The following is a 26,900-nucleotide window of genomic DNA, read 5'->3' as shown; positions in this document are numbered from 1 at the left end:
TGCAACAGCCGGATACGACCTCGCCGTGGCAAAAGCAGGCAAACTGGCGGAAAACTATGATGAATTGTGGCAATCAGGCAGCCCTGACTTGAACCGGCCCTTGAGCGTGCTTTAATGGGGCGACATATCGCTGAACGACGGGTTATGAAAAAACACATTGCACTGATAGAAGACGAACCAGGCATTCGCGACAACTACCGGGCGGCGTTCGAACGCCGGGGGTATCAGGTATCTGCCTACGGTGACCGGCCCTCGGCCTGGCAGGTACTGCGCCAGCGGCTGCCCGACCTTGCCATCATCGACGTTGGGCTGGGCGACGAACCGGAAGGCGGTTTTGAACTGTGCCAGGCGCTGCGTGACCAATCGGCAACCCTGCCGATTATATTCCTCACCGCTCGGGACAGCGACATAGACACCGTTCACGGCCTGCGCTTAGGGGCCGATGATTACGTCACCAAAGACATGAGTCTGGACCACCTGTTGGCCCGGATTACAGCCCTGCTTCGCCGTGCCGAGGCCTGGGCCGAAGCCCTGCAAAAACCCGATGAAGTGGTGCAGCGAGGGCGCATGGAAATGAACGTGGACCGCATGACGGTGAGCTGGGACCAGCAACCGGTTGACCTGACAGTGACCGAATTCTGGATGCTGCATTCGCTGGTGCAACACCCCGGCCACGTTCGCAGCCGTGAACAGCTGATGGAAGCGGCCAGCACGGTACTCGACGACAACACCGTAACCTCTCACATCAAACGCATCCGGCGTAAATTCATACAACTGGATGCCAGTTTCGACGGCATTCAAACCGCCTACGGCATGGGGTATCGGTGGAACGCTCGTGAGGTTTAAAGCGTGAGCCTCAAACGCCAGTTATTTCTCGCCAGCGTGCTGATGCTGCTAATCCCGTGGGCCGGTCTGAAATTCGTGCTGGAGCTGGATAACGCCCTGCGGGCTCAAGCACTGCAGCAACTGGAAGAAAAAGGCACCCGACTGGCAGAGCTGGCTGGCGATTTCATGCTGGGTTTGCCTATGGTGACTGACAATGATGCTCTTTACGCCGACACCACCACCCAGTTTCCGAAAGTGGACGGTTTCACAACGACCTGGCCCGGCTTTCGCGACCACGAAGACCAATTGCCCTGGCAATCGCGCCCCGGCCAAGACCACCTTCGCTGGCTGTTAACCAGCAACAACCGGTATCTGTATTTACTAGTGCAAAAGCGCAATCAGGGCCTGCGCTCCTTTAACCCCAGCCAGCCCGACCAGCCTCATGACCGCATCAAACTGGTGTTGAGCCCGCCCCCCGGCCAACTTGACGCGGGCCGACCAAAGGCATGGCTGATCAGAACCACGGCCCCGGGCACCAACGTGCCCGCCCTGATTGATGGCGACCCCACGCAAACAGACCGCCAGCTTGAGGTGGCGTGGGAAGATCTGGGCTCGCGCTGGCAACTGGAACTGAGGATGCCGAAACCCGCGCCGGGCAGTCGGCTGGGTTTCCAGACTGGGCAATTCAGCGATAGCCAAAGCGCTGAAGGCACGCCGCTCACGCCACCACCGCTCCTGGTTCAACGCAATACCGCCCTTGAGCGCGCGCTGGCCCGACAACTCAGCGATGGCCAACAGGTGACTGTGATGGAACCTGCCGGTTGGATAGCAGCTCACAGCGAAGCCGAAAATCCTGTTTCCTCAACCGACTTCGACGACCTGTCCACCAGCCAGATTATTGAGCAAATCACCCTCAATGCACTGCGCAGTCTGGTCCGGTTGTATCAGCCACAGCCGAAACCGATGGCGACAACAGCCCATCAGCTACACACGGACGGCCTGCCAGAACACCACTTGGTTCAGCAGGACGGTAAGGTCTGGCTGGCCACAGAGCACCCTTTCTTCAACGGCCGGTCACTGTTGCTGAAGCAATCGATGCAACAACTGCTCAGTGTTTCAGGATCGGCTCTGGGAAGCGTATTGGCTCGGAGCCTGCTGATCATTCTGGCACTGACGCTGGCCCTGCTCGGATACGCCAGCTGGCTCTCATGGCGCATCGCTCGCTTACAGAAATTGGTGAGCGCCAGCGTTGACGACGACGGCCGGATTCTCGAAGCCATCCCGCCCGCCCGGGCTCGCGACGAACTGGGGCAGCTACAGCAACATTTCGGGCACATGGTGTCGCGTCTGCAAAGCTATAACCATTATCTGGAAAGCTTCTCGCGCCGACTGTCTCATGAATTGAAAACGCCTGTGGCGGTGGTTCGCTCGTCATTAGAGAACCTGACCCATAGCCATTCCGAGGAAGAACGCCAACAGTATCTGGAACGAGCCGCCTCCGCCGCCGAGCGCTTAAGGCGCATTCTGAACAGTATGAGCGAAGCGGCGCGGTTGGAGCAGAGCTTTGATCAGGCCGACAAGGAACATTTCGATCTGGCAGACGTTATCCGTCAGGCCAGCGCGGCCTATCAACAACTGGATCCGCACCACCAGCACCATTGCCAGACCCCGGACAGCGACTGCCCGCTGCATGCTTCACCGGAAATGCTGGTGCAAATGCTCGACAAACTGGTTGATAACGCACGGGACTTTACCCCGGAGGGCGGCCAGATTCTGCTGCGCCTTGAGCAAGACTCCGAGCACTACCACATCGAAGTATTCAACGAAGGCTCTCGCCTGCCGGTCAATCCGGGCGTGGACATTTTCGGGGCTTTTGTGTCGAAACGCGAAGGTAACGCCGAGGGGCATCTGGGCCAGGGCTTACTCATTGTTCGCTTGATTGCTGAGTTCCACGGTGGCCGAATTGACGCTAAAAACCAGCACTTTAATGGCATTGACGGTGTCGCCTTCCGCGTTATCATCCCTAGACTTCCCAACGAACAAAGGACTGCCCCGTGACAGCCAAGCCCGTCGCTTTGGATTTTCACCCCCTGCGAGCCGATCTCTATCAGGAGCTGCATTCACGGCCATTTCAGGTGCTGCCGCCACAGGCCAGAGTAACCCACATCGCGGTTGTGACCACGCCGGAACAACGCCAAAACCAGTTCAAGCATCTGCAGAATCTGCACCGCATGCTGGGTGAGCCCTGGCCGGAAGAAGAAGTGACCTGCTACGAGCAGACCTTTGATCAACTGCGAATTCGCCGCGAAGTGCACATGGAATTTACCGCGTACACCTTCACCAATCTGGCACCTTCAGACGCAGAGCCTTTCGAGGAAACCGGCATCAGCGCGCTGCCCCATGGCTGGCTGAAACAGCTTCAAGGCACCGTGGTTGCCGCCTTTCACATCGATGTGAGCCCCTCCTCGGCCCACGCTCGCGACGAGCCCGCATTCATGCGCCGGCATTTTGAAGGCATGCGACTGGTGGGCAGCAGCCCGCAGGAAGGCGCAGCCCGGGTACTCGGCACCTTCCAGCTACACAGTGACAACTTCGGGCGCTTCATGGTGATCAACGACAGCATGTCGGACAGCCAGCTGGGCCGTTTGGTGCAGCGCCTGATGGAGATTGAAACCTATCGACTGATGTCGTTGCTGGCGTTGCCGGTCGCGCGGAAAATCACTCCGGCCCTGAACGACATGGACCAACAACTGGCCACCATCACGCAGGCTTTAGCGGATAACGAAAGCCTGGATGAGCAAACCATTCTGGCCAAACTCACCAACATCGCCGCCAAAATCGAAGCGTTTCGGGCCCACTCGACCTTCCGTTTTTCGGCCACCAAAGCCTACCACCAGCTGGTACTGACCCGTTTGGAAGAGTTGCGGGAAGACGAAGTATCCGGCCACCTCACCATCACCGAATTCATGACCCGGCGGCTCACCCCGGCGGTCAAAACCTGTGAGTCCGTGAGTGTTCGGCTGGAAGACTTATCCCGCCGGGTAGACCGGGCTTCAGACATGATGCGCACCCGGGTTGAACTGGCCATTCAAAGCCAGAATCAGGAACTGCTCAGCTCCATGGACCGGCGCTCGCGCATACAGCTGATGATGCAGCACACGGTTGAAGGCTTCTCGGTAGTTGCGATCTCTTACTACCTGATCGGCTTGCTCAGCCTGGGGCTGAGTGCTCTGGCAGGCGCCGGTTATTCGATTAACAAACCGGTGGCTCTGGGCATCGCGATTCCTGTGGTTCTGGTGACGGTGTTTATTGCCATCCGGCTGATCCACCATCGATTTATTCGTATGGCAGATCGCCAGTGACACGCCTCAGATAAAACGGGGGTCGCCCGCAAACTGGCGGTAAAACTGCTGGGCCGAGCGGCCATTGCGCACGCCTTTTCGGGTCGCAAAGCGGACCGCCTCAAGATGCAGTTGCTCGCGATCCGCCACCGCGGGAAACAACGCGTCCACTGCCTGCAGGTAAACGTCCTGAGAGAAGGGATAGAACGACAACTGCAGTCCGAAACGATCCGCCAGCGACACCTGCTCCTCGATGGCTTCCGCGGGATGCAACTCGCCGTCGCGCACCTCGCTTTTCAGGTTGTCGCTCATAAACTCGGGCATCAGATGGCGACGGTTCGAGGTGGCGTACACCCGCACGTTTTCCGGGGGCAATTCTAAGGAGCCTTCCAGCACACTTTTCAGCGCCTTATACCCCGACTCGCCCACATCAAACGACAAATCATCGCAAAAAATCACGAACCGGAACGGCAGATCGCAAATGTCATCAACAATTTCCGGCAGGTTCACCAGATCGTCTTTATCCACTTCGATCATCCGCAGGCCCTGGTTTTGATAGCGGTTCAACAAAGCTTTAATCAGAGACGATTTACCCGTGCCACGAGAGCCCCAGAGCAACACATTGTTAGAGGGCTGCTTATTCAGGAAGCGCTCGGTGTTGCGCTCCAAAGCGGCCTTTTGCGAATCAATACCCGTGAGGTCATCCCAACCGATCGGGTCCAGCCGACGAATCGCTCTCAAGCCTGACCGATGGCGGCGCCATAAAGCTGCGGGCGTATTTTGCCAGTCAAAAGAGGTCGCGCTCATAACCTTACTCCATTTGGTTCTTAGGTTTGCTTGCTTACAGTCTGGCCTTTGCCAGACCCTCAAGGGTAGGATCTACACATCTTACCAGACAGCAGGAGCAAAGCATGGCACGTATCTACGACGACAACTCCCTATCCATCGGCAATACCCCGCTGGTCAAACTGAACCGGGTTAACGATGGAGCCACCATTTGGGCCAAGATTGAAGGCCGCAACCCGGCCTATTCAGTCAAATGCCGAATTGGTTCGGCCATGATCTGGGATGCCGAGAAACGTGGTGTGCTCAAACCCGGCATGACCATTGTTGAGCCCACTAGCGGTAATACCGGCATCGCCCTCGCCTACGTAGCCGCCGCCCGAGGCTACAAGCTGGTGCTGACCATGCCGGCATCCATGAGTCTGGAGCGACGCAAGGTACTGAAAGCACTGGGTGCGGACTTGGTTCTGACCGAGCCAGCCAAAGGGATGCCCGGCGCCATTGCCAAGGCAAAAGAACTTGCGGAAGCTGACCCTGAAAACCACTTTCTGCCCCAGCAGTTCGAGAACCCGGCCAACCCCAAGATTCACGAAGACACCACCGGCCCGGAAATCTGGAACGATACCGATGGCGCCGTCGATGTATTTGTTGCAGGCGTAGGCACCGGCGGCACCCTGACCGGCGTGTCCCGTTACATCAAGGGCACACAAGGCAAAGCGATCACCACCGTGGCGGTTGAACCGACCGATTCCCCGATCATGACCCAGGTGAAAAACGGGCAAGATCCGAAACCGGCACCGCACAAAATCCAGGGCATTGGCGCGGGCTTTATCCCCGGCAACCTCGACATGGATCTGGTCGATCAGGTGGAAGCAGTATCCAATGAAGACGCCATGACCATGGCCCATCGCCTGATGCAGGAAGAAGGCATCCTGTGCGGCATTTCCTGCGGAGCCGCGGTTGCTGCAGCCGTTCGAGTCAGCAAACAGCCGGAACACAAAGGTAAGAACATTGTGGTGATTCTGCCGGACTCGGCCGAGCGCTACTTGTCCAGCGCACTGTTCGCTGACACTTTTGGAGAACTGGAAAATCAGCAGTAATAAAAAAAGCGCAGCCGAAACCGGCTGCGCTTTCGTTCTTTCTGCACTAACGAATCAGAACTGGAATTTCAGACCCACCCGACCGGTATCGAAATCCGGACCGCTATTGGTCACCTGACCGTTAAAATCGTCTTCATCGATATCAACGTTGTACCGGTTATATTCCGCAAAGGCGGTAAGTTGTTCCGTCACTCGGAAATCCACACCGGCACCCACAAACGGGCTCACGTCATCGTAGGTCTCGCTGTCATCGAAGGCGTCTACGTCAAACGCTGACGCGAAGGCACCCGCTTTCGCATACACACCAAAGCTTTGCGTTAAGGGTAAACGGCCTATGGCACTCAGACCGGCACCTTTGAGCTTACCTTCTACGTCGTCGTCACCGAAGTTGCCAAAGTCGATGTACTCGGCCTCCAGCGCGAAAAATTCGTTAAACTGGTAACCTAGCGCGGCGCCCAGCATGTCATTGCTATCGTCGAATTCGCCACCGTGAGACTTATAGCCACCGTAGCTACCACTGATGTACGGGCCGGAACTGTCACGGCTGGTATTGTCTTGTGCCCAAACTGCCGGTGCAGTCAGTACTGCGGCACTCAGAACCGTGGCACACACAACATGAGATTTATTACTCATAACGCGTTTTCCTCCGTGGTTTGATTACGTGCTTTCACCCTACCAAGGAAAATCCCGTGTTTGGGTTAACCTCCGACTACGTTTTGTTCATTGTTTCTTCATGTGCAATTACGACATTTCCACCAGAACGCTTCACGCTAAACCATCGGCCCTGCACTCGGGATCACTTCAACTATTCTTAATCGCACGGCAATCACGACATCAGATGAGGGCTGTTAGCCTTCCCGATATTCTCACGGAAAAGACGTTTTTATCGCTGAACAAATCAGGAGTTGATGCATGCGCTTTGCCCTAATAATCCCCGCCCTTATCAGCGCTTTATTTGCCACGGGCACCCAAGCTGCCAAATCGGCTTCAGACACTTCACCGGAAGCCCCGGAGGTGCTGGGCTTCGTGGAATGGGTGGTTATGGACGACACGGAAGTCCGGCTTAAAGGGAGGCTGGACACGGGCGCCAAGACCTCATCCCTGCACGCCATTAACGTCGAACCGTTTGAAAAGAACGATGAAGAGTGGGTTAGGTTCAAACTGCCGCTGGGAGATCATGAAGACCAACCCAGTGAAGGCCAGTTGGACCACGAAGATGTCATCCTGGAGTTTGAGCGTCCGGTGCATCGCACCGTGCTGATCAAGCGGAAAGGCGCGCCCTCCCAACGCCGCTATGTGGTAAACATGGAATTCTGCATTGCCGGCAAGCTGCACGAAACCCAGTTTTCTCTCACCGATCGCGGGCGCTTTTCGTATCCGGTTTTGCTCGGCCGCCGCTTTATGCGCGACGACAACATTCTGACCGACTCAGCCCAAAGCTTTATGGCTACCCAAGAGTGCGAATACCGCACACTGGAAGAACTGGCCGAACGCCCGGAAGCGCTGACCCGATAAGGCCAAACAATCATCGGGCGTTTTCTGGCTCGTCATTGCGAACGCGGAGGTAACTGGCGAAACGGGGCAACCCGGTTGCAGTAAAGCCGCGGTATCGAAAGGTCACCGTCGCCCCGATCGGCGGTGGGATGCGCCGGTCTGCATCGCTGAACCCTGTTCCGATGCGAAACCGGCGGCCATTCTCAAGCGCGACTTCCAACGCCCCCATCATGCCCCGATACTTGCCTTTACCCGGCCAGTGGCCAATCACCACCGCTTCGGCATCCTGAACGGTTTTCACCTTGAGCAAATCATCCGAACGGCCACTTTGGTAAAGACCGGCTTTACGTTTGAGCATCAGACCTTCACCGTCAGCCGCAACGATTGCGTCCAGCTTCTTCATAAGGGCGGCATGGTCTTTGACCGTGCTTTGCTCAACCAATACCAGATAGCTGGAAACGGACTCGTCCACCAGCCGTTTCAAGCGCTGATAACGAGTACTGAACGGTGTGTTTTTGATTGGCAGATCAAAGACATGAAAACGCACAGACTGCCACTCTTCCGCAACCGACTGCTGCTTGCGAACCGTTCCGGATAAGGCCGAAAACTGCCCTCGCCCGCTCCACAACTCGCCGTCCAACGGCTGATTCGGAAACCGTTTGGTGAACCAGGCCGGGGCTTGGTAAACGTGCCCACCACGAGACCAGAATTGCTGCCCATCCCAATAGGCGCGCACACCATCCAGTTTTTCACTGACCCAATACGCCTGGAGGTCAACGCCTTGCTGGTAAACGTTCGCCAACGGAATAGCCGGCGGTTGCGCCTTTGCAGGCGAGGAGTGCATGAATACGATCAATAACATGATCAAACCGGTGGTCAGAGTTCTCGCTCCGACCAACCGAGTGATGACAATCGGCATCATCCTTTGCCTTATAACGTTCTGTGGGGTACGTACCAACACTGGGCTCGATGGATAACGCTAACCCGGACAGCCCCGTCTTTTTCATGATCCGCCCGGCGCTTTTCACGTCTACAGAGATCTCTCACAAAGCGAACCGGAATGCTCCTACAAACAATATCCACGGGTAAGGTACTTTCAGCCGCCCCAAAACCCGTCTGGAGTATCGAATGGATTCCCAAACACTTTCAAGGACCGAGCAATGGCTGAGCCCTGTACTGGCCAGCCTGAAAAAATACATACTCGCGATCGCCGGTGTCGCGTTCGCGGTGTTTCTCGCCATGTCGTCGTTCTTTACTACGCAACTCGGCTATACCTATGTGGTGCAGGACACCTTATTCGGCAGCATCCGCGTGTTCACAGAGCCCGGTGTTCACTTCAAGGTTCCACTGTTTTCCAACGTTTACACCTACAATCAGGCGATGACACTCAGCTTTGGCAATCAGGAGAGTGGTGAGAAAATCAAATCGACCCGCCAGCTGACCGAAGTTGAAGTTCAGTTTGCAGACACCTATACCGCCCGCATCCCTGCTACGTTTCGTTTTCGATTGTCGGCTGACCCGGAAAAAATCGTGGCCATGCACCGGGAATTCCGCAGCTACGACAACCTGATCGACTCCCTGCTTATTAAAAACGCGAAAAACGTAACCGTGGTTACCGCGACCCAGTACACCGGTGAGGAATTTTTTCAAGGTGGCCTGAACAAGTTCAAGGTGCAGCTGGAAGACCAGTTGCAGAACGGCCTGTACGAAACCGAAAGGCGACAAGTTGAAATCGAGCAAACCGACCTGGCAGCCGTCTCTTCCTCTAACGACGATGGCGACCGCCTCGAGCGGAAAGTGCAGCTGGTGTGGAAGAACATCATTCTTCAAGACAAGGCGGGGCAAGCCAAGCGAATTGCCAACCCGCTGGATTCCTACGGCATTCAGGTGCGCCAGGTGACCATCGGCCGGCCACTTCCAGAAAAACGTCTGGATGAACTTTTGATCAAGAAAAAAGACCTAGTGGCCAAGCGCATCACTGCGATCCAGGCACAAGAAACCGCGCGTGCAGAAGCCAAGACCGCACAGCTGGAAAAAGAGATCGAAAAAGCACGGGCAATTCAGGACGCGCAGCGCAGCAAAGAGCTCGCCATTATTTCGAAGCAGAAAGAAGTAGAAATGGAACGCCAACAGGCTCAGCTGGAAACGGTTCGGAAAGAGAAAGAAAAGGCCGTGGCCGTTCTGGAAAAGCAGAAGCAGCTGGAGATTTCGGTCGCCGAGCGTGACATTCAAAAAGCCAATGCAGAAGCCGCCACCTACGCCGCCAAAGCCATTCGTGAGCAGGGTATGGCGGAGGCCGAAGTTGCCAAGGCTCATCTGTTGGCCAAGCAGGCCGCTCGGGACATCTACATGGCTGAGATCCAGCGGGATATTGCTCAGGTAATGTACCCGGCGCTGAAGGATGTCACCATCGACATGCCCGATTATTACGTGGGCGGTGACGGCTCAGGAAACCCAGTCAGCAGTCTGGAAGTGTTCACCAGTTTGGGGGCCATGGAGCAGCTGCGCAGAGCCGGCGGTCAAACCGCGGCCCGATAAGACAAAGCCCTTACAATCAAGAAATTCGATTGTAAGGGCTCACCAGCTGTCCGATTGTTGATAGCTTGGCGGTTAGACCGCCGTCATTACGCGGTAACGTACTTCAACAGCTCAACCACTTGCTCGGGGGTTTGCGCCCAAGCCATGGCGGCGGCATCCACTTCTTTCAGCGGATGAACAATGTCTTCATCGTGCAGGGTGACGTAGGGCGTACCCATGGCCGCGCAATAACCGGCATCAAACGCCGCGTTCCACTGTTTGTATTTGTCACCGAAGCGAATCACCGCTATGTCACACTGCTCCAGCAGGGTCTTGGTACGGATCGCATTTACCTTGGAAGACTGGTGGTCGCGCCAGAAGTTATTCTCCGGCTTGCCCAGAAAATCACCGGCGGCGTCGCTGGAATCGTGATCGGTATTGGCAGACACAAACTCTACCGGCAGGCCAGCGGCTTCCGCACCGGCTGCAATCTGCTCACGCCAGTCTGTGTGGATTTCACCGGATAGGTAAACAGTCCAGATCATTATGCTCTCCTGTAGACATTGAAAGGCTTTGAACCGGGGATGATACGCCAATACCCGCTGATGTTCACTGCGGGTTATCCGGCACTGGCCGGTAACCCGCAGTCTGGCGCACAGGAACGTGCGTCAGGCCATCAACTTCAACAAAGCTTCTGCAGCCGCCGCCGAAGACGCCGGGTTCTGCCCAGTGACCAACCAGCCGTCGGTGACCACGTAGGACTGCCAGTCATCCCCTTTACTGTAGTGCCCACCGTTGTCTTTCAGCATGTCTTCAACCAGAAACGGTACTACGTCGGTCAGGCCAACCGCTTCTTCTTCGGTGTTGGTAAAGCCGGTGACGTTTTTGCCGGACACCAGAGGCTTTCCGTCCTGGCCTTTGACGTGGCGCAGCACGCCGGGCGCGTGACAAACTGCCCCTACCGGCGTGCCGGCCTTAATCGCGTTTTCAATCAACGCGATGGACGTGGGGTCTTCCGCCAAATCCCACAGCGGGCCATGACCGCCCGGATAGAACACAGCGTCAAAGTCCTCCAGCGAGACATCCGCCAACTTGGCGGTTGAAGCTAATGCGGCCATGGCTTCAGCATCGGCTTCGAAACGATCGGTGGCTTCGGTGAGCGCGTCTTTCTGACTGCTGTTAGGGTCGAGCGGTGGCTGGCCACCCTGAGGTGACGCCAGAACCACCTTGGCACCCGCGTCTTTGAACACGTAATAGGGTGCAGCCAGTTCTTCCAGCCAGAAACCGGTCTTTTCACCGGTGTTGCCGAGTTGATCGTGGGATGTCAGTACCATCAATACGTTCATAGTCTTTCCTCACCTGATCTGAATGGTTTTTGGGTCAAAGTCGCGAAGGTTAGGCTCCGAAATCCACCACCACTTTGCCGAAGTTCTTACCTTCCAGAAGGCCGATGAAGGCCTCTGGGGCGGCTTCAAACCCTTGCACCCGGTCTTCCTTGATACGGATCTGGCCCGCTTGCAGCCATTGGGTCATTTCTTTGGCGAACGGCGCATAGCCGGTTTCGTAATGATCCATGATGATGAACCCCTGCATGCGGATGCGCTTGCGCAGAATCATGCCGGCCAGCATGGGCACGCGATCGGGCCCCTGCGGTAGTTCCGTCGCGTTGTAGTGGGCGATCACACCGCACACCGGAATACGGGCGAAATCGTTAAGCAGCGGCAATACGGCATCAAACACTGCGCCACCTACGTTCTCGTAATACACATCAATGCCTTCCGGGGCGGCCTTGGCCAGCTCTGCCTCGAAATTCGGCGAATGCCGGTCCAGGCTTTCATCAAAGCCCAGCGTGTCTTTCACGTACTGCTGTTTTTCACCACCACTGGTGATGCCAACCACCCGACAGCCTTTCAGCTTGGCGATCTGCCCTACCACTGAGCCTACCGCACCGCTGGCCGAGGCCACGACAACCGTTTCGCCCGGTTTTGGCTCACCGATGTTCAGCAAACCGTGATAGGCGGTGAAACCGGGCATACCCATCAGGCTCAAGGCGTAAGAAGGCTCGGGTAAGCCTTCAACCGACATCAGACCCGTGCCGTCAGACACTTCGTATTCCTGCCACCCGCTACCAGCCAGTACCCGGTCGCCTTTGGCGAACTTCGGGTTTTTGGATTCAACCACTTCCGACACCGTGCCGCCGACAATCACCTCGCCAATGTTCAGAGACGGCGCATAGGACGGCGCGTCGCTCATTCGGCCACGCATGTACGGGTCTAAAGACAGGTAACGTGTTTTGAGCAACACCTCACCTTCGTTCAGGTTCGGGATGTCGCTCTCCACCAGTTTGAAATCTTCGGGTGTTGGGGCGCCGTTCGGACGCTGGTTCAACACCCACTGACGATTTTTCAACGATGACTGTTCCATGATCTTTTCTCCTCCGTTACAGGCTGGCTTCAAGGGCACGACGGCTGATCTCCGGGGTCACATCTCCGTGCTCACCCAATTTCGTCATGCCGTGGCGTTCAAGTTGGCTGATGATGTCGTCGATGGAGCTTTCATCGAGTCCGTAATCCGGCAACCGCGTAGGAATCGAAAGGCTTTCAAAAAACTGGCGGGTGGCCTGAATCGTTTTCTCAATACGCTCGGCTTCAGAGCCTTCCCGAATGTTCCAGACCCGCTCACCATACTGTAGCAACTTTTCAGCTTTTGACTCGCGGCGCACCTCCAGCATGCCGGGCAAGACAATGGCCAGGGTCCGGGCATGGTCAATGCCGTACAGCGCGGTTAATTCATGGCCAACCATATGGGTTGCCCAATCCTGAGGTACGCCCGCACCGATCAAACCGTTCAATGCCAGCGTTGCCACCCACATCAGGTTTGCTCTCAGCTCGTAGTTTTCCGGGTCTTCCAATACTTTCGGGCCGATCTCGACGAGGGTTTGCAGCAGACCTTCCGCAAAACGGTCCTGCACCAAACCATTCGCCGGATAGGTCAGATATTGCTCAATGATGTGCGTAAATGCATCGGCCACCCCGTTGCTGACCTGCTTGGCGGGCAGCGTGAAGGTTTTCACCGGGTCCAGAATGGAGAACGCGGGATACACCAATGGGCTGGCAAATGGCAGTTTTGCCTGCAGCGCCTTGTTGGTCACGACCGCGCCGCTGTTCATCTCGGAACCGGTGGCGGGCAGGGTCAGTACAGAGCCGAATGGAATGGCGTGGCTAATATTCCGCCCGCGTTTCTCAAGAATGCTCCATGGGTCGCCGTCGAAATTCACGGCGGCGGCAACAAACTTGGTTCCGTCAATGACAGACCCGCCACCCACCGCCAGCAAGAAGTCGAACCGCTCTTGCTCGATCAGCGCTACGGCTTTCATCAGTGTTTCGTAGGTCGGGTTTGGCTCAATGCCACCAAACTCAGCAATGTGCCGGTCGCCCAGCGCTTGCTTGACCTCATCAAGGGTGCCGGTTTTCCTGGCACTTTCACCGCCAAACAGCACCAGCACCCGCGCATCGGCCGGTACAAGGTCATCAAGGCGCGCCACCGTGCCTTCACCAAATACGATTCGGGTGGGATTGTAGAACTCGAAATTATTCATAACACCTCACTCTTAGACCAGTCGTCTAGTGTTTAGGTAAATAAAAAGCCGATCAGATCAGCTTAGTTTTTAACATCTGCTCTCAGTCTAAAACATGATTAGACCAGTCGTCTACACTCAAATGAAAATTCGAATATTGCACCGACATACCACGGGGCCTAGACCAATGACACCAACGCCAACAGCCCAAAGAACAAGCCGATAATCGCGGCCATGGGCAGGGCCTCGGCAGTCGATTGCGTCGGTTTCATGAAGCTACGCTTCAACGCTTTCAGAAAACGCCTGGGGGTGTAGATGTTTTTCCGGTAGTTGGCCTGATAGTACGCCTGCATTTCCTGGGGCATGCTGTTCCGGTCGAAGCGGTACCAGAGTTTTAGTACGCCCAACTGATCCTTCTTGCGGGCCCACTCTCCTATCACCCCCGGCAATAAACGGAAAAATACGGCAGACCCAAAATCGATGATTTTCGGTTCGCCCGAAGGCGAGCACAGCACGTTACCGGAATTACCCAGATCAAAATGCACCACGCCGCTTGTGTGCATCTGTTGCACCGAGGCGTATAGCTTCACGAAGAAGTCGTTCGGAACACCGCCACGCCGGCTCAGCTCTTTGAGGGGCACACCCTCTACGTGCTGATACTGAAGAGCACCGCTGCAGTCAGCGCACCGATAAACGTCATTAGGGGTAAACGGAAGACCCTCGACAGCCTTAAGCATTCGATATTCATGCCGGGCCAGCATTCGAAAGTATTGGGTAAGCGGAAACACAAAAGAAGGATAGGTTTTCACCACCTGCTTTGCCCCCGCCGGGTTCTCGGCCACAACGGTTAACGGCTTGTGCCAACGCTTGGCACGCTCACGGCTTCCACCACACTGTTCACCCACATCAAAACAATCGACAAAACTGCCACTACGAGAACTCATTCCGCCTTCCTTTTGATGGATGTTACCGAGCAATGTCGGAGGAAGGGCCATTATTAGCGGGCGGAAGGGGTTTGAATAATTCGTAAGTCGTATCCTTCATATCACTGAGAATGATATGAAGAAAAAAAGGTCGTCGGCGGTATGTTTGGGGCTAACTCTAATTCAACGAGGCGTTATAGACCAAGAATTTCTTTAGTCGCCGTGAGCGCGCACTTCATGGGCTCCGGGTCACGGATGATTTTGCTGCGCAGGCTTGCGCCCAGCCACAACTGGTAAAGGGTGGACGCGGTGACTTTGGCATTCAGAGTCGCAGGCAAGGAACCGTCCTCTATACCCTCTGCAACCGCCTGCTCCAATCGTGCAACAACCCGGGAGGTTTCTCGCGCTAAAACCGCTCGCATGGTTTCAGACAAATCACTGACCTCGGCAGCCAGCTTAACCGTGAGGCATTTACCTTTTGGATCACAGGCCGATTGGGTCTCCAGCCAGGTTTGCCAATAGCTGATCAAACGCTCGGCACCGTTCAGGCCCGGGCGCGACAGCATAGCATCCAGCGTTTCGTGGTAATCGGCAAAATAGCTCTTGAGCAACTCTTCACCAAACGCTTCTTTGGAGCCGAAATAATGATAGAAAGATCCTTTCGGCACACCGGCAGCCTGCAGGATCTGATTTAATCCCACAGCGCTAAAACCCTTGCCACTGATGATGACTTGGGCGGTTTCGAGGATGTGGCTGCGCACATCTTGAGTTGCTACTTTTGGTTCCATGGCGAAATTCTAAGTGGGATTAGACCAATTGTCTAGAAAGCAAACACTAACCGGCGATCAGGAGTTTCCGCAGCCTTGGCGTTAAAAACTCATCCTAGGCTGTGAATCACATTTATCAGTGTTACTGATAACGCAAACACGATTAGACCAGTCGTCTACAGTGTGCGATAGTAAGAATCGAAATCGGCAAACACTTTATGGAGCCCACCCTATGATTCTTGTTCACCACCTAAACGACTCGCGCTCTCACCGCATCCTCTGGTTGCTCGAAGAGCTTGGCCTGAATTACGAAGTTCGATGCTACCAGCGCGACCCAAATACCCATTTGGCACCGCCCGAGCTGTTTGACGTTCATCCCTTGGGCAAGTCTCCAGTCATCGAAGATGGCGAGAACATCATCCACGAATCAGGCGCGATCATTGATTACCTCGTTCGGAAATACGCGACCAATCAGCAGCTACAGCCAGAACCAGATAGCTCAGCCTACGAACAGTACGTTCAATGGCTTCACTACGCCGAGGGGTCGGCGATGCTGCCGCTGTTACTGAAGATCTATGTTGGCCAACTCGGGGATAGCGGCGAGCCTCTGCAGCCCCGCATTAACAGCGAACTGGACAACCATTTAGGTTTCATCGAATCATCGCTGGCCGGTAAGACGTACCTGGTTGATGAACAGTTCAGTGCTGCAGACATCCAGCTGAGCTTTGTTGGTGAGGTTGCCCACTCCTTTGGGCTATTGAGCCAGCGCCCCCACCTGAAAGCATGGGTTGAGCGCTTTCAGGCCCGTCCCGCCTATAAAGCGGCAGTTGAACAAGGCGGGGCTTACTCTTTGGCCAAGTGATGCGGGTCAGCGATCACCTCAAAGTGGAGAGCACGGTGAAGCCGTCATGATTTCTTCCCAGCGCTCCTGAAGGAGTCGCTCAAGATGGCCCCGGATCCAAATAACCCCGGGGTCACGATCGTGGCGGGCGTGCCAAATCAAGTAAAGACTGGTCGGGTCTACTTTGAACGGCAGCTCGCTCATCCACAGTCCGTTGACGAAACCGCAGTCCTGACTGATCAGTTCAGGCACTGCGGCGATAAGGTTGGTTTCTCTTAGCAGTTCAGGGGCAATGGAAAACTGGTTGACCGTTGCCGCAATTCTTCGGCTCTGGCCTTTCTGGTCGAGATAACTGTCCACGAACCCGTGAACATCTCCGGACATCGTCACCAGCAAGTGACGAGCCTCCAGAAATTCCTCCAGCGTGATGGGCCTTCCGGCAAGAGGATGATCTTCGCGCATCGCCAGCACGAACCCACTTTCAAATAGCCAGGTACTGCGCAAGCTGTGGTCGTGCTGCTGCAACATCCCCACCGCCAAATCGACGTTCGCTTCCCGAAGATCGTCATGGGTGCCCTCGGGCGTATAGGGCACGGCATAGATATCGACTCCCGGTGCCTCTTGCTCCAGCAGCTTGATCAAAGGGCGCCAGACCATTTCTACGATAACGTCGGTCACCGCCAGCCGGAACTTCCGCTTCGAGGTTTTCGGATCAAACTGTGTAGCGCTTACGGCGTTCGTCAAAGAATACATGGGCCCGCCCACTTGGTCCCAAAGACTCAACGCATAAGACGTGGGCTCGATATTCCTACCTTTGCGCACGAACACCGGATCGTTCCAGATCTGGCGCATTCTGGAGATGGCATTCGACACCGCCGGCTGAGTCATGGCGAGACGGTCAGCCGCGCGCGTGACCGACCGTTCCGTCATGATGGCATCGAAGATATAGAGCAACTGGAGCTCTTGGTTTTTCATCAACAGTTACTCCGGGTGATTCCGTTTAGGATCTTACAGGTAACCTTTCACAAACGTACGCAGCTCACTCAGGCTACCCGCACCGGTTTGGCGAGCGATGGCGCCACCGTCTTGAAAGAGCGCTAATGTGGGGATGGCCCGAATACTCATTTTAGCCGCCACTTCCGGGCTATCATCAACGTTTACTTTAGCTACGGTCAACTGCCCATCAAACTCTTCGGCCAGTTCTTCAAGCAGGGGCGCTATTGCTTTACAGGGGCCACACCAAGGCGCCCAAAAATCAACCAGCACGGGCTGATCGCTCTGAAGAACCGCTTTATCAAAATCGGCGTCGGTTACATGGATAATGTCAGTCATCGTTATTGCTCCTAAAGAATAAACTTCTGATCGCTACCTTGCGACTGAATGACCGGCAATACCAATTTTCCAATCGTATGATCCACATTCACATATCTGATACCAGACTTGCCCCTTACCGTAGGCTAGCGGCGTTTTTTCTTTTGCACCCTGGCACCGGGGCCGCGCGTCTTTTTCCTTCAATTTTATTGGCTCCCACAACCCCAGTCCGCTAGAGTTCTAAACCAAAATTCCGCGCTCTAGATAAGGTATGAAAGATGATGTCTGAATCCAGCCATAGTACCAGTCCCGCTGGCCCAAATACTCTGTCAGCAGGCTGGAAGCTGGCGCTTATCGGCATCGCCGTGGTTTGCCTATCCATCGCTTCGTACATCGAGATCCCCATGGTGCCGGTGCCTATTACCGCGCAAACCTACGTGCTGCTGACCGTTGCCGGGGTTCTAGGCTGGAAACTGGGCACCGTTTCAACGGTTTTATGGCTAGCTCTCGGCGCTGCGGGGCTACCGGTTCTTGCGGGCGGCGGAAGCGGGCTGGATTACTTCTTCGGCGCTACAGCAGGCTACCTCTTTGCCTTTCCCTTGGCCGTTGCTCTTGTTGGTTTACTCTTTGCCCGTGGCTGGGACACAAAACACCTGAAACTTGCCTTCATAGCCATGCTGTTGGGCCATGTTGTATGCCTGGGTTTTGGTGGGATATGGCTCGCTTTTACCATCGGCCCAGCTGATGCATTCCTGAAGGGTGTTCTGCCGTTCTTGCTCGGGGGCGTTATAAAGTCCGCTCTTGCGGTTGCTACCGTCGTTTTCGTTAATCGTTTTACCTGACAAAGTGCTTCCCGCTAAGGGAAACAGGGACCTCATGCCTAGAACACGTGCTTATAACTGCCCTGCATGCTCCAACTCTGCTCTGGTGGCCACCAGCAATCCGTCGATCTTTAAATGCCGGCACTGTCACGGCATGTGGTTTGAAGACGGTGCGCTGAATCAAGCCATTGCCAACCGGCATGACCACATCGACCACTACGACCATGAGCAACACTTAGGCTCTGCACTACGAACCAGCGACCGACAATGCCGACGCTGCCGGACTTCCATGGTTCATTACCAACTGCTGAAACACTACACGACCGAAATCGACTGCTGCCCGAGTTGCGACGGAGTCTGGCTGGATAAGCACGAAGTCGATCAAGTGATGCACTCTCCGGAACTGAAACGGGCGTTGAACAATCTCAATGAAAAAGTGAACTGGAAATCTTGGCTGTTTCAGTTTTTTACGGCCATGCCGGTGGAATACAACATCAAGCCCCATCGCACGCCTTGGGTTACCCGAGCATTAATTGCACTTTGCAGCATCGTGTTTATCGCCGGCCTACTCTCCCCCGAAATCAACGATTGGGTGTTCGCATACTGGGGGTTCAACTCTGAAAACCAGAGCCCTGCACATTTTGCCATCCAGCTCCTGACCTACCAGTTCATCCATGGCGGTTTCATGCATTTGGCTGGCAACATGTATTTTCTGTGGATCATTGGGGACAATCTGGAAGACGCCCTTGGCCATGGAACCTTTCTGGCGCTGTACCTATTCGCCGGCGTGATGGCGGCTTTGGCGGAATGGTTGTTCTTCAACAGTAGCCAAGGCCCGCTGCTGTTGGTGGGGGCCAGCGGGTCTATCGCTGCGCTATTCGGCCTTTACTTAATGTGGTTCCGCCACGCCAGCCTGACCTTCATGTTCTTTGTTTACCAGAAGAAACTCGCACCCCACTGGTACTTCCTGATCTGGAGCCTGATTAATCTGTTCGGCATGTTCTCCGGCCAAGGCGGTGTGGCTTGGGTGGCCCACTTGGGCGGCTTCGCGCTTGGCCTATTGCTGGGTTATCTGCTGCGGGATTATGTGTTCAGGAAGAACCCGCTGATTGCGATGCTGAATCGGTCGGAGGCTGAGTTGTTGCGTTAGGGCGCTTGCTGCTTTGTCAGTACCAGACGTTTCCTGAACCTTTTTGTCATTACCACTGATTGTTATACAACTTATGACGATTGTCTTTCATAAACCGCTCGTAATCCTGCTTGCTCATATCCCGCCAGTAACGGGGATTTCGGCCCGTTTTATCGTCATGGCGAACAGTGCGCGGATCTTCGTGACGAAAGGACTCGAATAGCGGAATATCCGGTAGTGGCTGGGTGACATCCATGTACCGGCAAATCAGCAGCCAGAAAGCCAGGACGTCTTCCCGGTTAGTGGTGGCTGGCATCAACTGGTTCAGGGGTAAGGCCCACTCTTCAGTTTTGTGTACCAGGTTCAGTCGATACCAGAGGTTGCCCTGACGATCCGGCAAGGTAACCAGGTAACCATCCCATTCATCGAAGGGTGCCTGGGCACTGATCTCACCTGCCCGCTCGTCCGTGTCCGGATCGTAGTAGAGGGTCACCATGCCGGTGCGACGGTTCAGCTCCCATTTGGGGCCTTTGGGGCGGCGGTAGATGATGTGGGGGAAGTGCTTTTCAAGAAAGCGACCTATCGCCCAAAATAAAAAAGCCGGTGCATAGAGATATGCGACAAAAGGGAAAACCGCTTCCGTCCAGAAAGCGTGAGCGCCAATTTCTTCGCCTATGTTGAACCAAGTCATCAACATGGCTATGACAAACAAACCAAACAACCAGGTCGCTATAAAGCGGCCGCCATGCTGCATCCACAACAAAGCCCAACTCACGCGAGGAAGTGTTGCGAATCGGATGCTGATTCCGTTGATCCAGCCTGCTGGATTATAGGGCTCTCCGCCTTCGGCCGCTTCTCGCTCGAACTGGCGCCTGAGATTATCCTCTTCCACCATGACTTCGGGCGACCAGGTTTCCAAAGCCTTGGGTGGAAAAACACCAGAGCGGCTGCTTTTCGCAAGCGGCCGGCCACCCTGAGTCCAGCCATTTATGAACAGTTTACTTTGTTCAGATGGAGCAATAGGTTCAGGGCTTTTTCTGTTGCCACGATACGCGGTGTCTTCGTACTGAAGCGAGGCAGCGTTACTCATAGAATCCTTCCTGTCTAGCTTGTACCGTGGGTTTTCTGGCTCGCCCAGAAAAGCAGCTTATCTGATTCAAAATCCGGATCACCATGGGCCGCCGGATCAAATCGAGTACCGTCTGCAAGTTTGGGAGCCGGAAAAACCAATTTGCGGCACCGATCAGCACCGCTCCAGATCGACGACCATTGGGCACGCACTTCCAACCCTGAAACTGTACTGCCGGATTTTCGCTCTGGTAATTCCAAATACAGTTTTATCCCGTTTTCGAGCGGTTCCTCCACCACAACCTTTACGTTCTGGATCCTAGTGACCTGACGGGCCCCTAATCCCCAGCTTGATCCCATGTAAGATGCTTCAACAATTCTTAATTCGGACCTCAATGAAACCTCATCCAACAACCCGTACAAGTTGTTCTCTATAGTCACTTCCGCGTTTATAGCGGAAAGCTTTCGATCCTGCTCCAAAGTCGGGGCATAACCACGTTTAACCGCATTAATGTTGAAGTTATACACGTTCTTTACAGCAATTCGCGGCCGGCTAAGAAGGTTGGTCAGCCGATAAAAAGACTCGTCCGGATCATTCTTTAAATGCTTAAACTCGCTGTCATTCTCTCTTCCAAACGGACCACGTTTCAGCCACTCTTCTAAAGGTTCATCATCGAGAAAAACTGCCGCAACTCCTCCAGCGATCGCCAGTGTCAGGCCAAGGGCCACCCAACCCCACGGGCCCGCAAGGGCTAACCACCCGGCTCCTTTACCGGCTACCTGCGCCAACAACATACCACCGTACATCGTCATGCCAGTGCCAATAATCGACACCCCATACGCTGCGGCTGCGTCATAATCACCGGAGTTCACTTCATGAATAAGATCCAACACCGAGACTATAACGGCCAGTCCACCAGTGGCCATACCGCCAACGACCCGTGTAGTAATCACTTTCGGAAGCGCTTTGGCCAGAGATGGGAAGAGCCGAACGATTATCGTTCCCTCGGTTTTCAGCAAGGTCTTATCCAACAGCTTGGGAACTCCTTTCCAAACAGCAAGCTCCTTACTTATTCGCTCAGCAGCAAGACTACCAGCAAAAGTTAAATCTGCCAGAGCGCTTAGCGCACCTGCGCCCATCCGGGCAAAGCCCTTGTCATTGGTGATCTGGGACTGCAAACGCAGTTCACTCGTCAGGTTGAGCGTCTCAATGGCAAAAACTAAATATGGGATTCTCGCATGATCAAGAAAGCGCTCCCATTTAGTGGTTGATCGTAGCTGTCTATGGGTTTCAATCACCTCAGAATCTGCTGGCGCTGCAAAAACCTGCATTTCCCTCGCATGACGGGACGCCCCGGGGTCAACATCATCCGCGGACAAATCCAGGCGGGATTTTGACGTCGTCGCCAGGAGATTACCCTCCTCATCATAAAGTTCACCGTACAACCTTTTATGCAGATTCGCTTTATGGCGATATTCGTGATCAGCCTCGGTCAGGCCATACTTCAAGCCGATTTCAGGATCAGAGATTCCGATCATTAACCACCCCTGCGGAACAGCATTTCTGGCGACCAGTTCCACTGTGCCGAAGAGATCAGGATCCCTGGCCTTCGCCATGCGCAACAAAGGCCCATAGAACTTGGCAGATATCGAGTAACTTCGGGATTTCAACTTGTTCAAAAGTGCTTGTGAATGCTTTTGCAAACTATCCAGTAGCGTATTGACTGCGGCACTCCAACGCTTCAACTCAGTTACCAGATCAAGACTTTTCTCGTCTTTGGCGACTGCCGCCAGGGCAACGGCCGTCAGGGATTGAGAATTCTCTATCTCCGGAAAGGACTCGGAGATACCTTGCAAATCATTGGGCCGGCAACGGCCGTCACCACACTCCTCGGGAGCTGGAGTTTCAGCCCTTGATTTCAAAAGCTCATCACTGGGAAAAATCATCGCATGTAAGGGCTGATCACTGCCCTCTTCAATGATCTTCAACAAAAGGTCATTGGCATCGCGCACCTGCGCTTCATTGGTGACGGCTCGCTCGGACTCCGGATCCCAGTCGTTCGGGTTCTGACAAAGAACCTGAAAAATATTGCTGCAAACAGCAAACCCTTCGATATAGTCCTCTTTCTTCAGGGTAAACAGATCAGCAAGTACTGACTGGTACTCTGTGGACTTGATGGTATCTGCAACCAGCTTCTGGGCCCTGGCCAACTCCTCTCGGGCAATGCGTCGTTGGGCAGACCGCAGCGCCATGTGAAGTGGCCCGAAATAGGTCGTATCCAGGTGTCGGGCAAACTCGTTTAAAGGATTTTTCTTTCCGCCGAGCTTCTCAGGCAGAATGACCGACTGCACAAGGTAAGCACTATCAATGTGTTTCGACTTCTGCGCCAGCTGGGCAACAGTTTCAATCAATGACTGGGCCGACAACGCCTGAGATACGTGGTGACGTACACAAAACAGGTGATCTTGCAGAATCACGCCGGTGTAGCCTGCATCCCTCGATTCTGCCAGGCTGTCACCCGTTTCGCCGAGTGCTTGCCACAGTTCGCTCTCCTCGCCACTTAGCTGACTCTCCAGTGCCGCCAATCGGACAGATGCTGATCCTTTGAGAGCCGAGTCCCGATACCCCGCGTTTTCCCAGGCAGAACTGGCGGATTCCTTGTTCGCTGCAAAGGCTTCGGCTTCCTCCTTGGCCTGGGCGTACAGGTTTCGGGAGTATTGACCCTTAAGGTCGTAAACGCTCTTCCATGGCCGTGACAGGTTTTGCTCCAGATATGGCTCCCGCAACCTCATTTCCGGAAGTTTAAACAAAGACATCAAGCAGCCCGGCTTTTGCCTGTCTTCCGGTTGAGATGCCACTTCAGGCAGTGGCTCAGGACCTTTGAGAGACTGGCACCGCTCCTTTCGTGCAGAATGGGACGCTTCGAGGTAAGCAATGCGCTGAGCCGACCACTGCACCTCGGAAAAGGCCATCTCGAATTCAGACAACAGGGACCGGCTCATTTCACTGACCGGAATCCAGATAGCAGGCTGGGCCTTCCCTAAGGCCGGCCGCCGGTCTTCGGTAACGCCTTTCCTCCCGTCTTGTCGATAATCCGTCAGGCGAACATCCCGAAATTCCATGACGCCCGAATCGGCGTACTGCACCTCAAGCTCTCGCCACAGGCGACCATTGCGGAACACATAAATAAACCCGGGGCGCACCGGCACAAGCTGTTCCTTCGGCTGCCCCGGCTCAGGTTCCGGATCATGGATCAGCGTCAGGGGAACCAGCGGCAGAATGCGGTTCTGTTGTTTCTCCATCTCCCGTTTTGTTGAGGTTACGGACTCGAACAACGGCACGCGGATGGCAGCACCCTCTTCCGCAGAAATATCCAGCCACAGATTATGACTTAGCCCCCGCTGCCAAGGCCAAACATGCAGGACTGAATTATCCAGGGGATCTACTTCAAGCTGTCTCTCCAGCCATTCCTGCTGCTCATAGTTAGTTTCATCGAAGATTCTGAAACTATGCCCTTCCGGATGCTCCTTACCGATCACTTCAATAATCAGTGATTCGCCCTCACAGGCAGGGCCGCAGTTTCCGGCAACCTGATTTGAGTTGTTCTCAGACATCCCTGTCATTCCTTGGTTTGCATAGGGTGAATTCGTGCTCAGACAGTAACGGTGTTCAATGCCTGCCATTGGCTTTCGTTCAGCGTGGGCACAGGTAACATGTTAAACGGGCTTGGTTTTTCGGTGGTCAGCCAGCGGGCCTCACCCGATTCACCATGCCAGTAGATAACGCGCTCCACCACATCCGCTTGCTCCTGGACCACTGGAGATAGCCGATGCCAAACATCCGGGTCATAGAAGCGCAACAGGCCCTGTCGTTGCCCATCGAAGCGTACTTTCAGACGCGTTCTTAACCATTTCGTGACGGACTCGAGTCCTACTGACGACTCCAGAATCAGGCCCGTTAATCGTCCCTCTTTCAGTCCTTTCAGCGCCCACTGGTATTCAGGGCTACTCTGGTTTGCTTCCAGGACAACGGGGCTTTCAGTCAGGTATTGCTGCCAGTCTGTTTCAGCAAACAGGTGCACCCACGTCGGGTTGTCTGCCTGCTCATACAACGACCGCACAACCGGTGGATTCTGGCGGGCTTCCAGCACCAGATAACACACTTTGTCAGATGAAGGTTTTGGTAATGCCACGGACCTCTCCCCTCCGATCATGCCGACTTGTTCTTGCCGCACGGGCAGTTCCCGAGCGGACACGAGCCATCGGGTTGTTGCTGACACTGCTCAACAATGGCGGTTCCTTGCATGCGTGCCTGCTTGAGGCGATGGGCAACGATGGCTTTTGGTTCGGCATCCAGACGTTGATCGACTTCCGCCAACGCCACCGGCGCCACAACCCCGCCCGCAGCCGTTACCAATCCGGGCCGCTCCGGCACCTGCACCTTCTGCCCACTGCCTTTACCTGCAGCCCCACCGGCATTCATCTTGATACTCGCGCCCCCCATGGCCACGCCACTGGGATCGATCTTTACGAAGCTGCCACCGGCTTTGAGGGTGATTTCGGCTCCTGCTTCGATCACCGCTTTCTGACCGGCTTTGATATGCAGCTCGGTGCCCGAGTCACTGAGCCAGGCGGTGCCGGCTTTGAGGTGCAGGGTGCCGGTGACGTTGAAGCTGTGGTCTTTGCCGGTTTGTTCGCGCTTCTCGCCGTCCACGGTGTGGTGGCTGTTGCCTTTGGTGTGGCTGAAGCGGTTGTTCTCCACCGTCAGGTGGCTGTCGTTCTTGATGACTTCTGTGCGGTTGTTATCCGTCAGCAGGTCCAGGTCTTTCTGGGCGTGGACGTAGATCTGTTCCTGGTCCGCTTCGTCTTCAAACCTGAGTTCGTTGCTGCCCTCACCCTTGTGGGTTTTGGTTTTTAATGTGGTCCGGGTTTTGTGTTCCGGCAGCGCGTAGGGCGGTGTGTTGGTGGCGTGGTAAGTCCTGCCGGTAATAATGGGCTGGTCCGGGTCGCCGTCCAGGAAGGAAACTATTACTTCATTGCCGATTCTGGGCAGGGCCATAAAGCCGTATTGGCCGCCGGCCCAGCCCTGGGCGACGCGCAGCCAGGCACTTGAGTGTTCGTCGTTCTTGGAATAGCGGTCCCACGGAAATCTTACTTTCACCCGGCCACACTGGTCGCAGTGGATTTCTTCACCCTCGGGGCCGGTGACGAGCGCCATCTGGGGGCCGTCCATCACGGGTTTGTGATTACACAGGGGGCGCCAGGTTTTGTCGGCCGGGATAGCACTGAAGGTGTTGTGGTAGCTGGTGGGTTCGCTGCCACCCTCTTCTTCCAGGGCCTGGGGCTGTTTGCCGGTGTGGGTGATGGCGGTCAGCAGCCATTCCCGGTTCAGACTTTGGCTGTCGTGGTCTTGCAGTTCCACTTTGGCTCCGGCGGCGAAGTCTGGGCGGTTGCTTTTACCTTTGGCGACGGAAGCGTCGTTTCTCAGTGCGTCTAATCGGGTCTGGGTAAACGGTTGGCCGCTGGCGTCGGCTTTGTAGCGGCCGGGGTAGTCGTAGTGTTGGTAGTCATCGCGATGATTGGCTTCGGCGCTCTGCTCATGCATCAGAGCGTAAGCAGGATTCTTGAAGGTGTAGTCTTTCATCGCCACCGATGAAGCCCGCACCCTTTCTTCGTAGGCAAAGCTGGAGATGCAGGCCTGTTGGGTGCTACCGCCGGCTTTGGTGTTGCATTCAACGGGCGTCAGCTTCGGCGCATCACCGTGATGGTCGGCGATGACTAACGCTGGCTGCTCTTCACCGTCCACGCTGCCGTGTTGGTAGCGGTAGTGCCAGCCTTCTTCAGCAGCCAGTCGTTCTAAGAATTTCAGGTCGCTTTCGCGGTGCTGGACGCAGTATTCCCGCTCTTCGGGCGCGCGTTTCAGGTCGAACACCGTATCCACAATGCCCCGCTCTTCCAGCAGCGTGCGCACGATGGCATCGGTGGTCTGGGCCTGGAAAATCCGGCTGTTGTGCATTAAGCCCAATCGCCACACGGGAGGCTGAATCACCACTTCGTAATGGGTACGGCGATGGCCGGTGTTGCCCCGAACAAATTCGTTCACTACGCCGGTGAATCGGCGCAGGGGCTGGCCGTCTTGCCACACCACCAGATCCACCGGCTGTTCCAGCACATCCGCTGCTTGCACGTCCGGGTCGGTGCTGGCCAATTTTAAGCGGCCATGGGAGAGCGTGGATAAACCTTCGGTGAGCACAAAGCTGGCAACCACGAAGTGGTCTGAGGGGAATTCGCCAATACGGGCGGTGAACTGCAATCCGCTTGCCTGGGGCATAACTTCAGTCCCTGAAGAATGAACATTTCCTTTTCAGCCAGCGCCATCCGGGTGCCAGCTCCCGCCAACCCG

24 protein-coding genes are annotated in these 26,900 nt (G+C 55.2%); 9 read left to right on the top strand and 15 right to left on the bottom strand.

The features are described 5' to 3' along the window. Window positions 1-144 precede the first annotated feature (144 nt). Genes pdsR through MWU64_RS05745 form a run of 3 tightly spaced genes read left to right on the top strand, consistent with a single transcriptional unit; the run spans window position 145 to window position 4,187 of the window. Entirely contained in the window at window positions 145-846 is a 702-nt protein-coding gene (gene pdsR / locus MWU64_RS05755) for a proteobacterial dedicated sortase system response regulator (protein ID WP_247062428.1), read from the top strand. A gap of 3 nt (window positions 847-849) precedes the next feature. Continuing rightward, a complete protein-coding gene (locus MWU64_RS05750; protein WP_247062426.1) occupies window positions 850-2,883 on the top strand; it encodes an ATP-binding protein in 2,034 nt (677 codons plus the stop codon). Continuing rightward, a complete protein-coding gene (locus tag MWU64_RS05745) occupies window positions 2,880-4,187 on the top strand; it encodes a DUF3422 domain-containing protein (RefSeq protein WP_247062424.1) in 1,308 nt (435 codons plus the stop codon). The genes MWU64_RS05750 and MWU64_RS05745 overlap by 4 nt, the downstream gene beginning before the upstream one ends. Window positions 4,188-4,193: 6 nt before the next feature. Here the strand turns inward: MWU64_RS05745 and MWU64_RS05740 are convergent, their stop codons facing one another. Then, complete coding sequence (locus MWU64_RS05740) at window positions 4,194-4,973, bottom strand: ATP-binding protein (RefSeq protein ID WP_247062422.1); 780 nt, start codon at window positions 4,971-4,973, stop codon at window positions 4,194-4,196. A gap of 104 nt (window positions 4,974-5,077) precedes the next feature. Here MWU64_RS05740 and cysK point away from each other — a divergent pair, with 104 nt between their 5' ends. Then, window positions 5,078-6,049 (top strand): cysteine synthase A, encoded by a 972-nt coding sequence (cysK, locus tag MWU64_RS05735; RefSeq protein ID WP_247062415.1) that lies wholly within the window; start codon window positions 5,078-5,080, stop codon window positions 6,047-6,049. A gap of 54 nt (window positions 6,050-6,103) precedes the next feature. Here the strand turns inward: cysK and MWU64_RS05730 are convergent, their stop codons facing one another. Next, complete coding sequence (locus tag MWU64_RS05730) at window positions 6,104-6,682, bottom strand: porin family protein (protein ID WP_247062413.1); 579 nt, start codon at window positions 6,680-6,682, stop codon at window positions 6,104-6,106. A 279-nt stretch (window positions 6,683-6,961) separates the two neighbouring features. Here MWU64_RS05730 and MWU64_RS05725 point away from each other — a divergent pair, with 279 nt between their 5' ends. Further along, a complete protein-coding gene (locus MWU64_RS05725) occupies window positions 6,962-7,564 on the top strand; it encodes an ATP-dependent zinc protease (protein ID WP_247062412.1) in 603 nt (200 codons plus the stop codon). Window positions 7,565-7,574: 10 nt separating this feature from the next. Here MWU64_RS05725 and MWU64_RS05720 read toward each other — a convergent pair whose 3' ends face one another. After that, window positions 7,575-8,462, bottom strand: a complete 888-nt coding sequence (locus MWU64_RS05720; protein WP_247062410.1) for a DNA ligase — start codon at window positions 8,460-8,462, stop codon at window positions 7,575-7,577. Window positions 8,463-8,671: 209 nt separating this feature from the next. Here MWU64_RS05720 and MWU64_RS05715 point away from each other — a divergent pair, with 209 nt between their 5' ends. Further along, window positions 8,672-10,081 (top strand): SPFH domain-containing protein, encoded by a 1,410-nt coding sequence (locus tag MWU64_RS05715; RefSeq protein WP_247062408.1) that lies wholly within the window; start codon window positions 8,672-8,674, stop codon window positions 10,079-10,081. An 86-nt stretch (window positions 10,082-10,167) separates the two neighbouring features. Here MWU64_RS05715 and MWU64_RS05710 read toward each other — a convergent pair whose 3' ends face one another. The 6 genes from MWU64_RS05710 to MWU64_RS05685 form a co-directional block, all read right to left on the bottom strand. Continuing rightward, window positions 10,168-10,605, bottom strand: a complete 438-nt coding sequence (locus MWU64_RS05710; protein ID WP_199005708.1) for a YtoQ family protein — start codon at window positions 10,603-10,605, stop codon at window positions 10,168-10,170. Window positions 10,606-10,728: 123 nt separating this feature from the next. Continuing rightward, window positions 10,729-11,406 (bottom strand): type 1 glutamine amidotransferase domain-containing protein, encoded by a 678-nt coding sequence (locus MWU64_RS05705; protein WP_247062406.1) that lies wholly within the window; start codon window positions 11,404-11,406, stop codon window positions 10,729-10,731. A gap of 49 nt (window positions 11,407-11,455) precedes the next feature. Next, window positions 11,456-12,484: an NADP-dependent oxidoreductase gene (locus MWU64_RS05700; protein ID WP_247062404.1), complete on the bottom strand. Its 1,029-nt coding sequence runs from the start codon at window positions 12,482-12,484 to the stop codon at window positions 11,456-11,458. A gap of 16 nt (window positions 12,485-12,500) precedes the next feature. Then, window positions 12,501-13,658: an iron-containing alcohol dehydrogenase gene (locus tag MWU64_RS05695; RefSeq protein ID WP_247062394.1), complete on the bottom strand. Its 1,158-nt coding sequence runs from the start codon at window positions 13,656-13,658 to the stop codon at window positions 12,501-12,503. Window positions 13,659-13,816: 158 nt separating this feature from the next. Beyond that, the gene (locus MWU64_RS05690; RefSeq protein ID WP_247062392.1) at window positions 13,817-14,581 is read right to left on the bottom strand and encodes a hypothetical protein; all 765 of its coding nucleotides are present in this window, start codon (window positions 14,579-14,581) and stop codon (window positions 13,817-13,819) included. Between the two features lie 173 nt (window positions 14,582-14,754). Then, window positions 14,755-15,348 carry a TetR/AcrR family transcriptional regulator gene (locus MWU64_RS05685; RefSeq protein ID WP_247062390.1) on the bottom strand — a complete coding sequence of 198 codons (594 nt, stop codon included), beginning with the start codon at window positions 15,346-15,348 and terminating at the stop codon, window positions 14,755-14,757. 211 nt (window positions 15,349-15,559) lie between these two features. Here MWU64_RS05685 and MWU64_RS05680 point away from each other — a divergent pair, with 211 nt between their 5' ends. Then, window positions 15,560-16,189 (top strand): glutathione S-transferase, encoded by a 630-nt coding sequence (locus MWU64_RS05680; protein ID WP_247062388.1) that lies wholly within the window; start codon window positions 15,560-15,562, stop codon window positions 16,187-16,189. 18 nt (window positions 16,190-16,207) lie between these two features. On the opposite strand, the gene MWU64_RS05675 is transcribed toward MWU64_RS05680, so the two are convergent. After that, window positions 16,208-17,143, bottom strand: a complete 936-nt coding sequence (locus MWU64_RS05675) for a LysR family transcriptional regulator (protein WP_247062387.1) — start codon at window positions 17,141-17,143, stop codon at window positions 16,208-16,210. Between the two features lie 33 nt (window positions 17,144-17,176). Continuing rightward, entirely contained in the window at window positions 17,177-17,500 is a 324-nt protein-coding gene (trxA, locus tag MWU64_RS05670) for a thioredoxin (protein WP_247062385.1), read from the bottom strand. A gap of 260 nt (window positions 17,501-17,760) precedes the next feature. Here trxA and MWU64_RS05665 point away from each other — a divergent pair, with 260 nt between their 5' ends. Beyond that, the gene (locus MWU64_RS05665; protein WP_247062383.1) at window positions 17,761-18,321 is read left to right on the top strand and encodes a biotin transporter BioY; all 561 of its coding nucleotides are present in this window, start codon (window positions 17,761-17,763) and stop codon (window positions 18,319-18,321) included. 34 nt (window positions 18,322-18,355) lie between these two features. Beyond that, entirely contained in the window at window positions 18,356-19,450 is a 1,095-nt protein-coding gene (locus MWU64_RS05660; protein WP_247062381.1) for a rhomboid family intramembrane serine protease, read from the top strand. A gap of 49 nt (window positions 19,451-19,499) precedes the next feature. On the opposite strand, the gene MWU64_RS05655 is transcribed toward MWU64_RS05660, so the two are convergent. From MWU64_RS05655 to tssI, 4 genes are read right to left on the bottom strand one after another with little or no spacing between them, the layout of a single operon-like run. Next, entirely contained in the window at window positions 19,500-20,519 is a 1,020-nt protein-coding gene (locus MWU64_RS05655; protein WP_247062373.1) for a hypothetical protein, read from the bottom strand. 14 nt (window positions 20,520-20,533) lie between these two features. Continuing rightward, on the bottom strand, window positions 20,534-24,112 hold the full coding sequence (locus MWU64_RS05650; protein ID WP_247062365.1) for a hypothetical protein: 3,579 nt from the start codon (window positions 24,110-24,112) through the stop codon (window positions 20,534-20,536). Between the two features lie 38 nt (window positions 24,113-24,150). Continuing rightward, window positions 24,151-24,690, bottom strand: coding sequence for a DUF4123 domain-containing protein (locus MWU64_RS05645; protein WP_247062363.1), 540 nt, complete (start codon window positions 24,688-24,690; stop codon window positions 24,151-24,153). Between the two features lie 17 nt (window positions 24,691-24,707). Continuing rightward, complete coding sequence (gene tssI / locus MWU64_RS05640) at window positions 24,708-26,828, bottom strand: type VI secretion system tip protein TssI/VgrG (protein ID WP_247062361.1); 2,121 nt, start codon at window positions 26,826-26,828, stop codon at window positions 24,708-24,710. Window positions 26,829-26,900: the final 72 nt, after the last annotated feature.

Origin of the sequence: Marinobacter sp. S0848L (assembly GCF_023016065.1) — a bacterium.
Taxonomy (GTDB): domain Bacteria; phylum Pseudomonadota; class Gammaproteobacteria; order Pseudomonadales; family Oleiphilaceae; genus Marinobacter.
The sequence above is the reverse complement of the archived record's forward strand: the minus strand, read 5'-3'. Positions and strand labels throughout refer to the sequence as shown.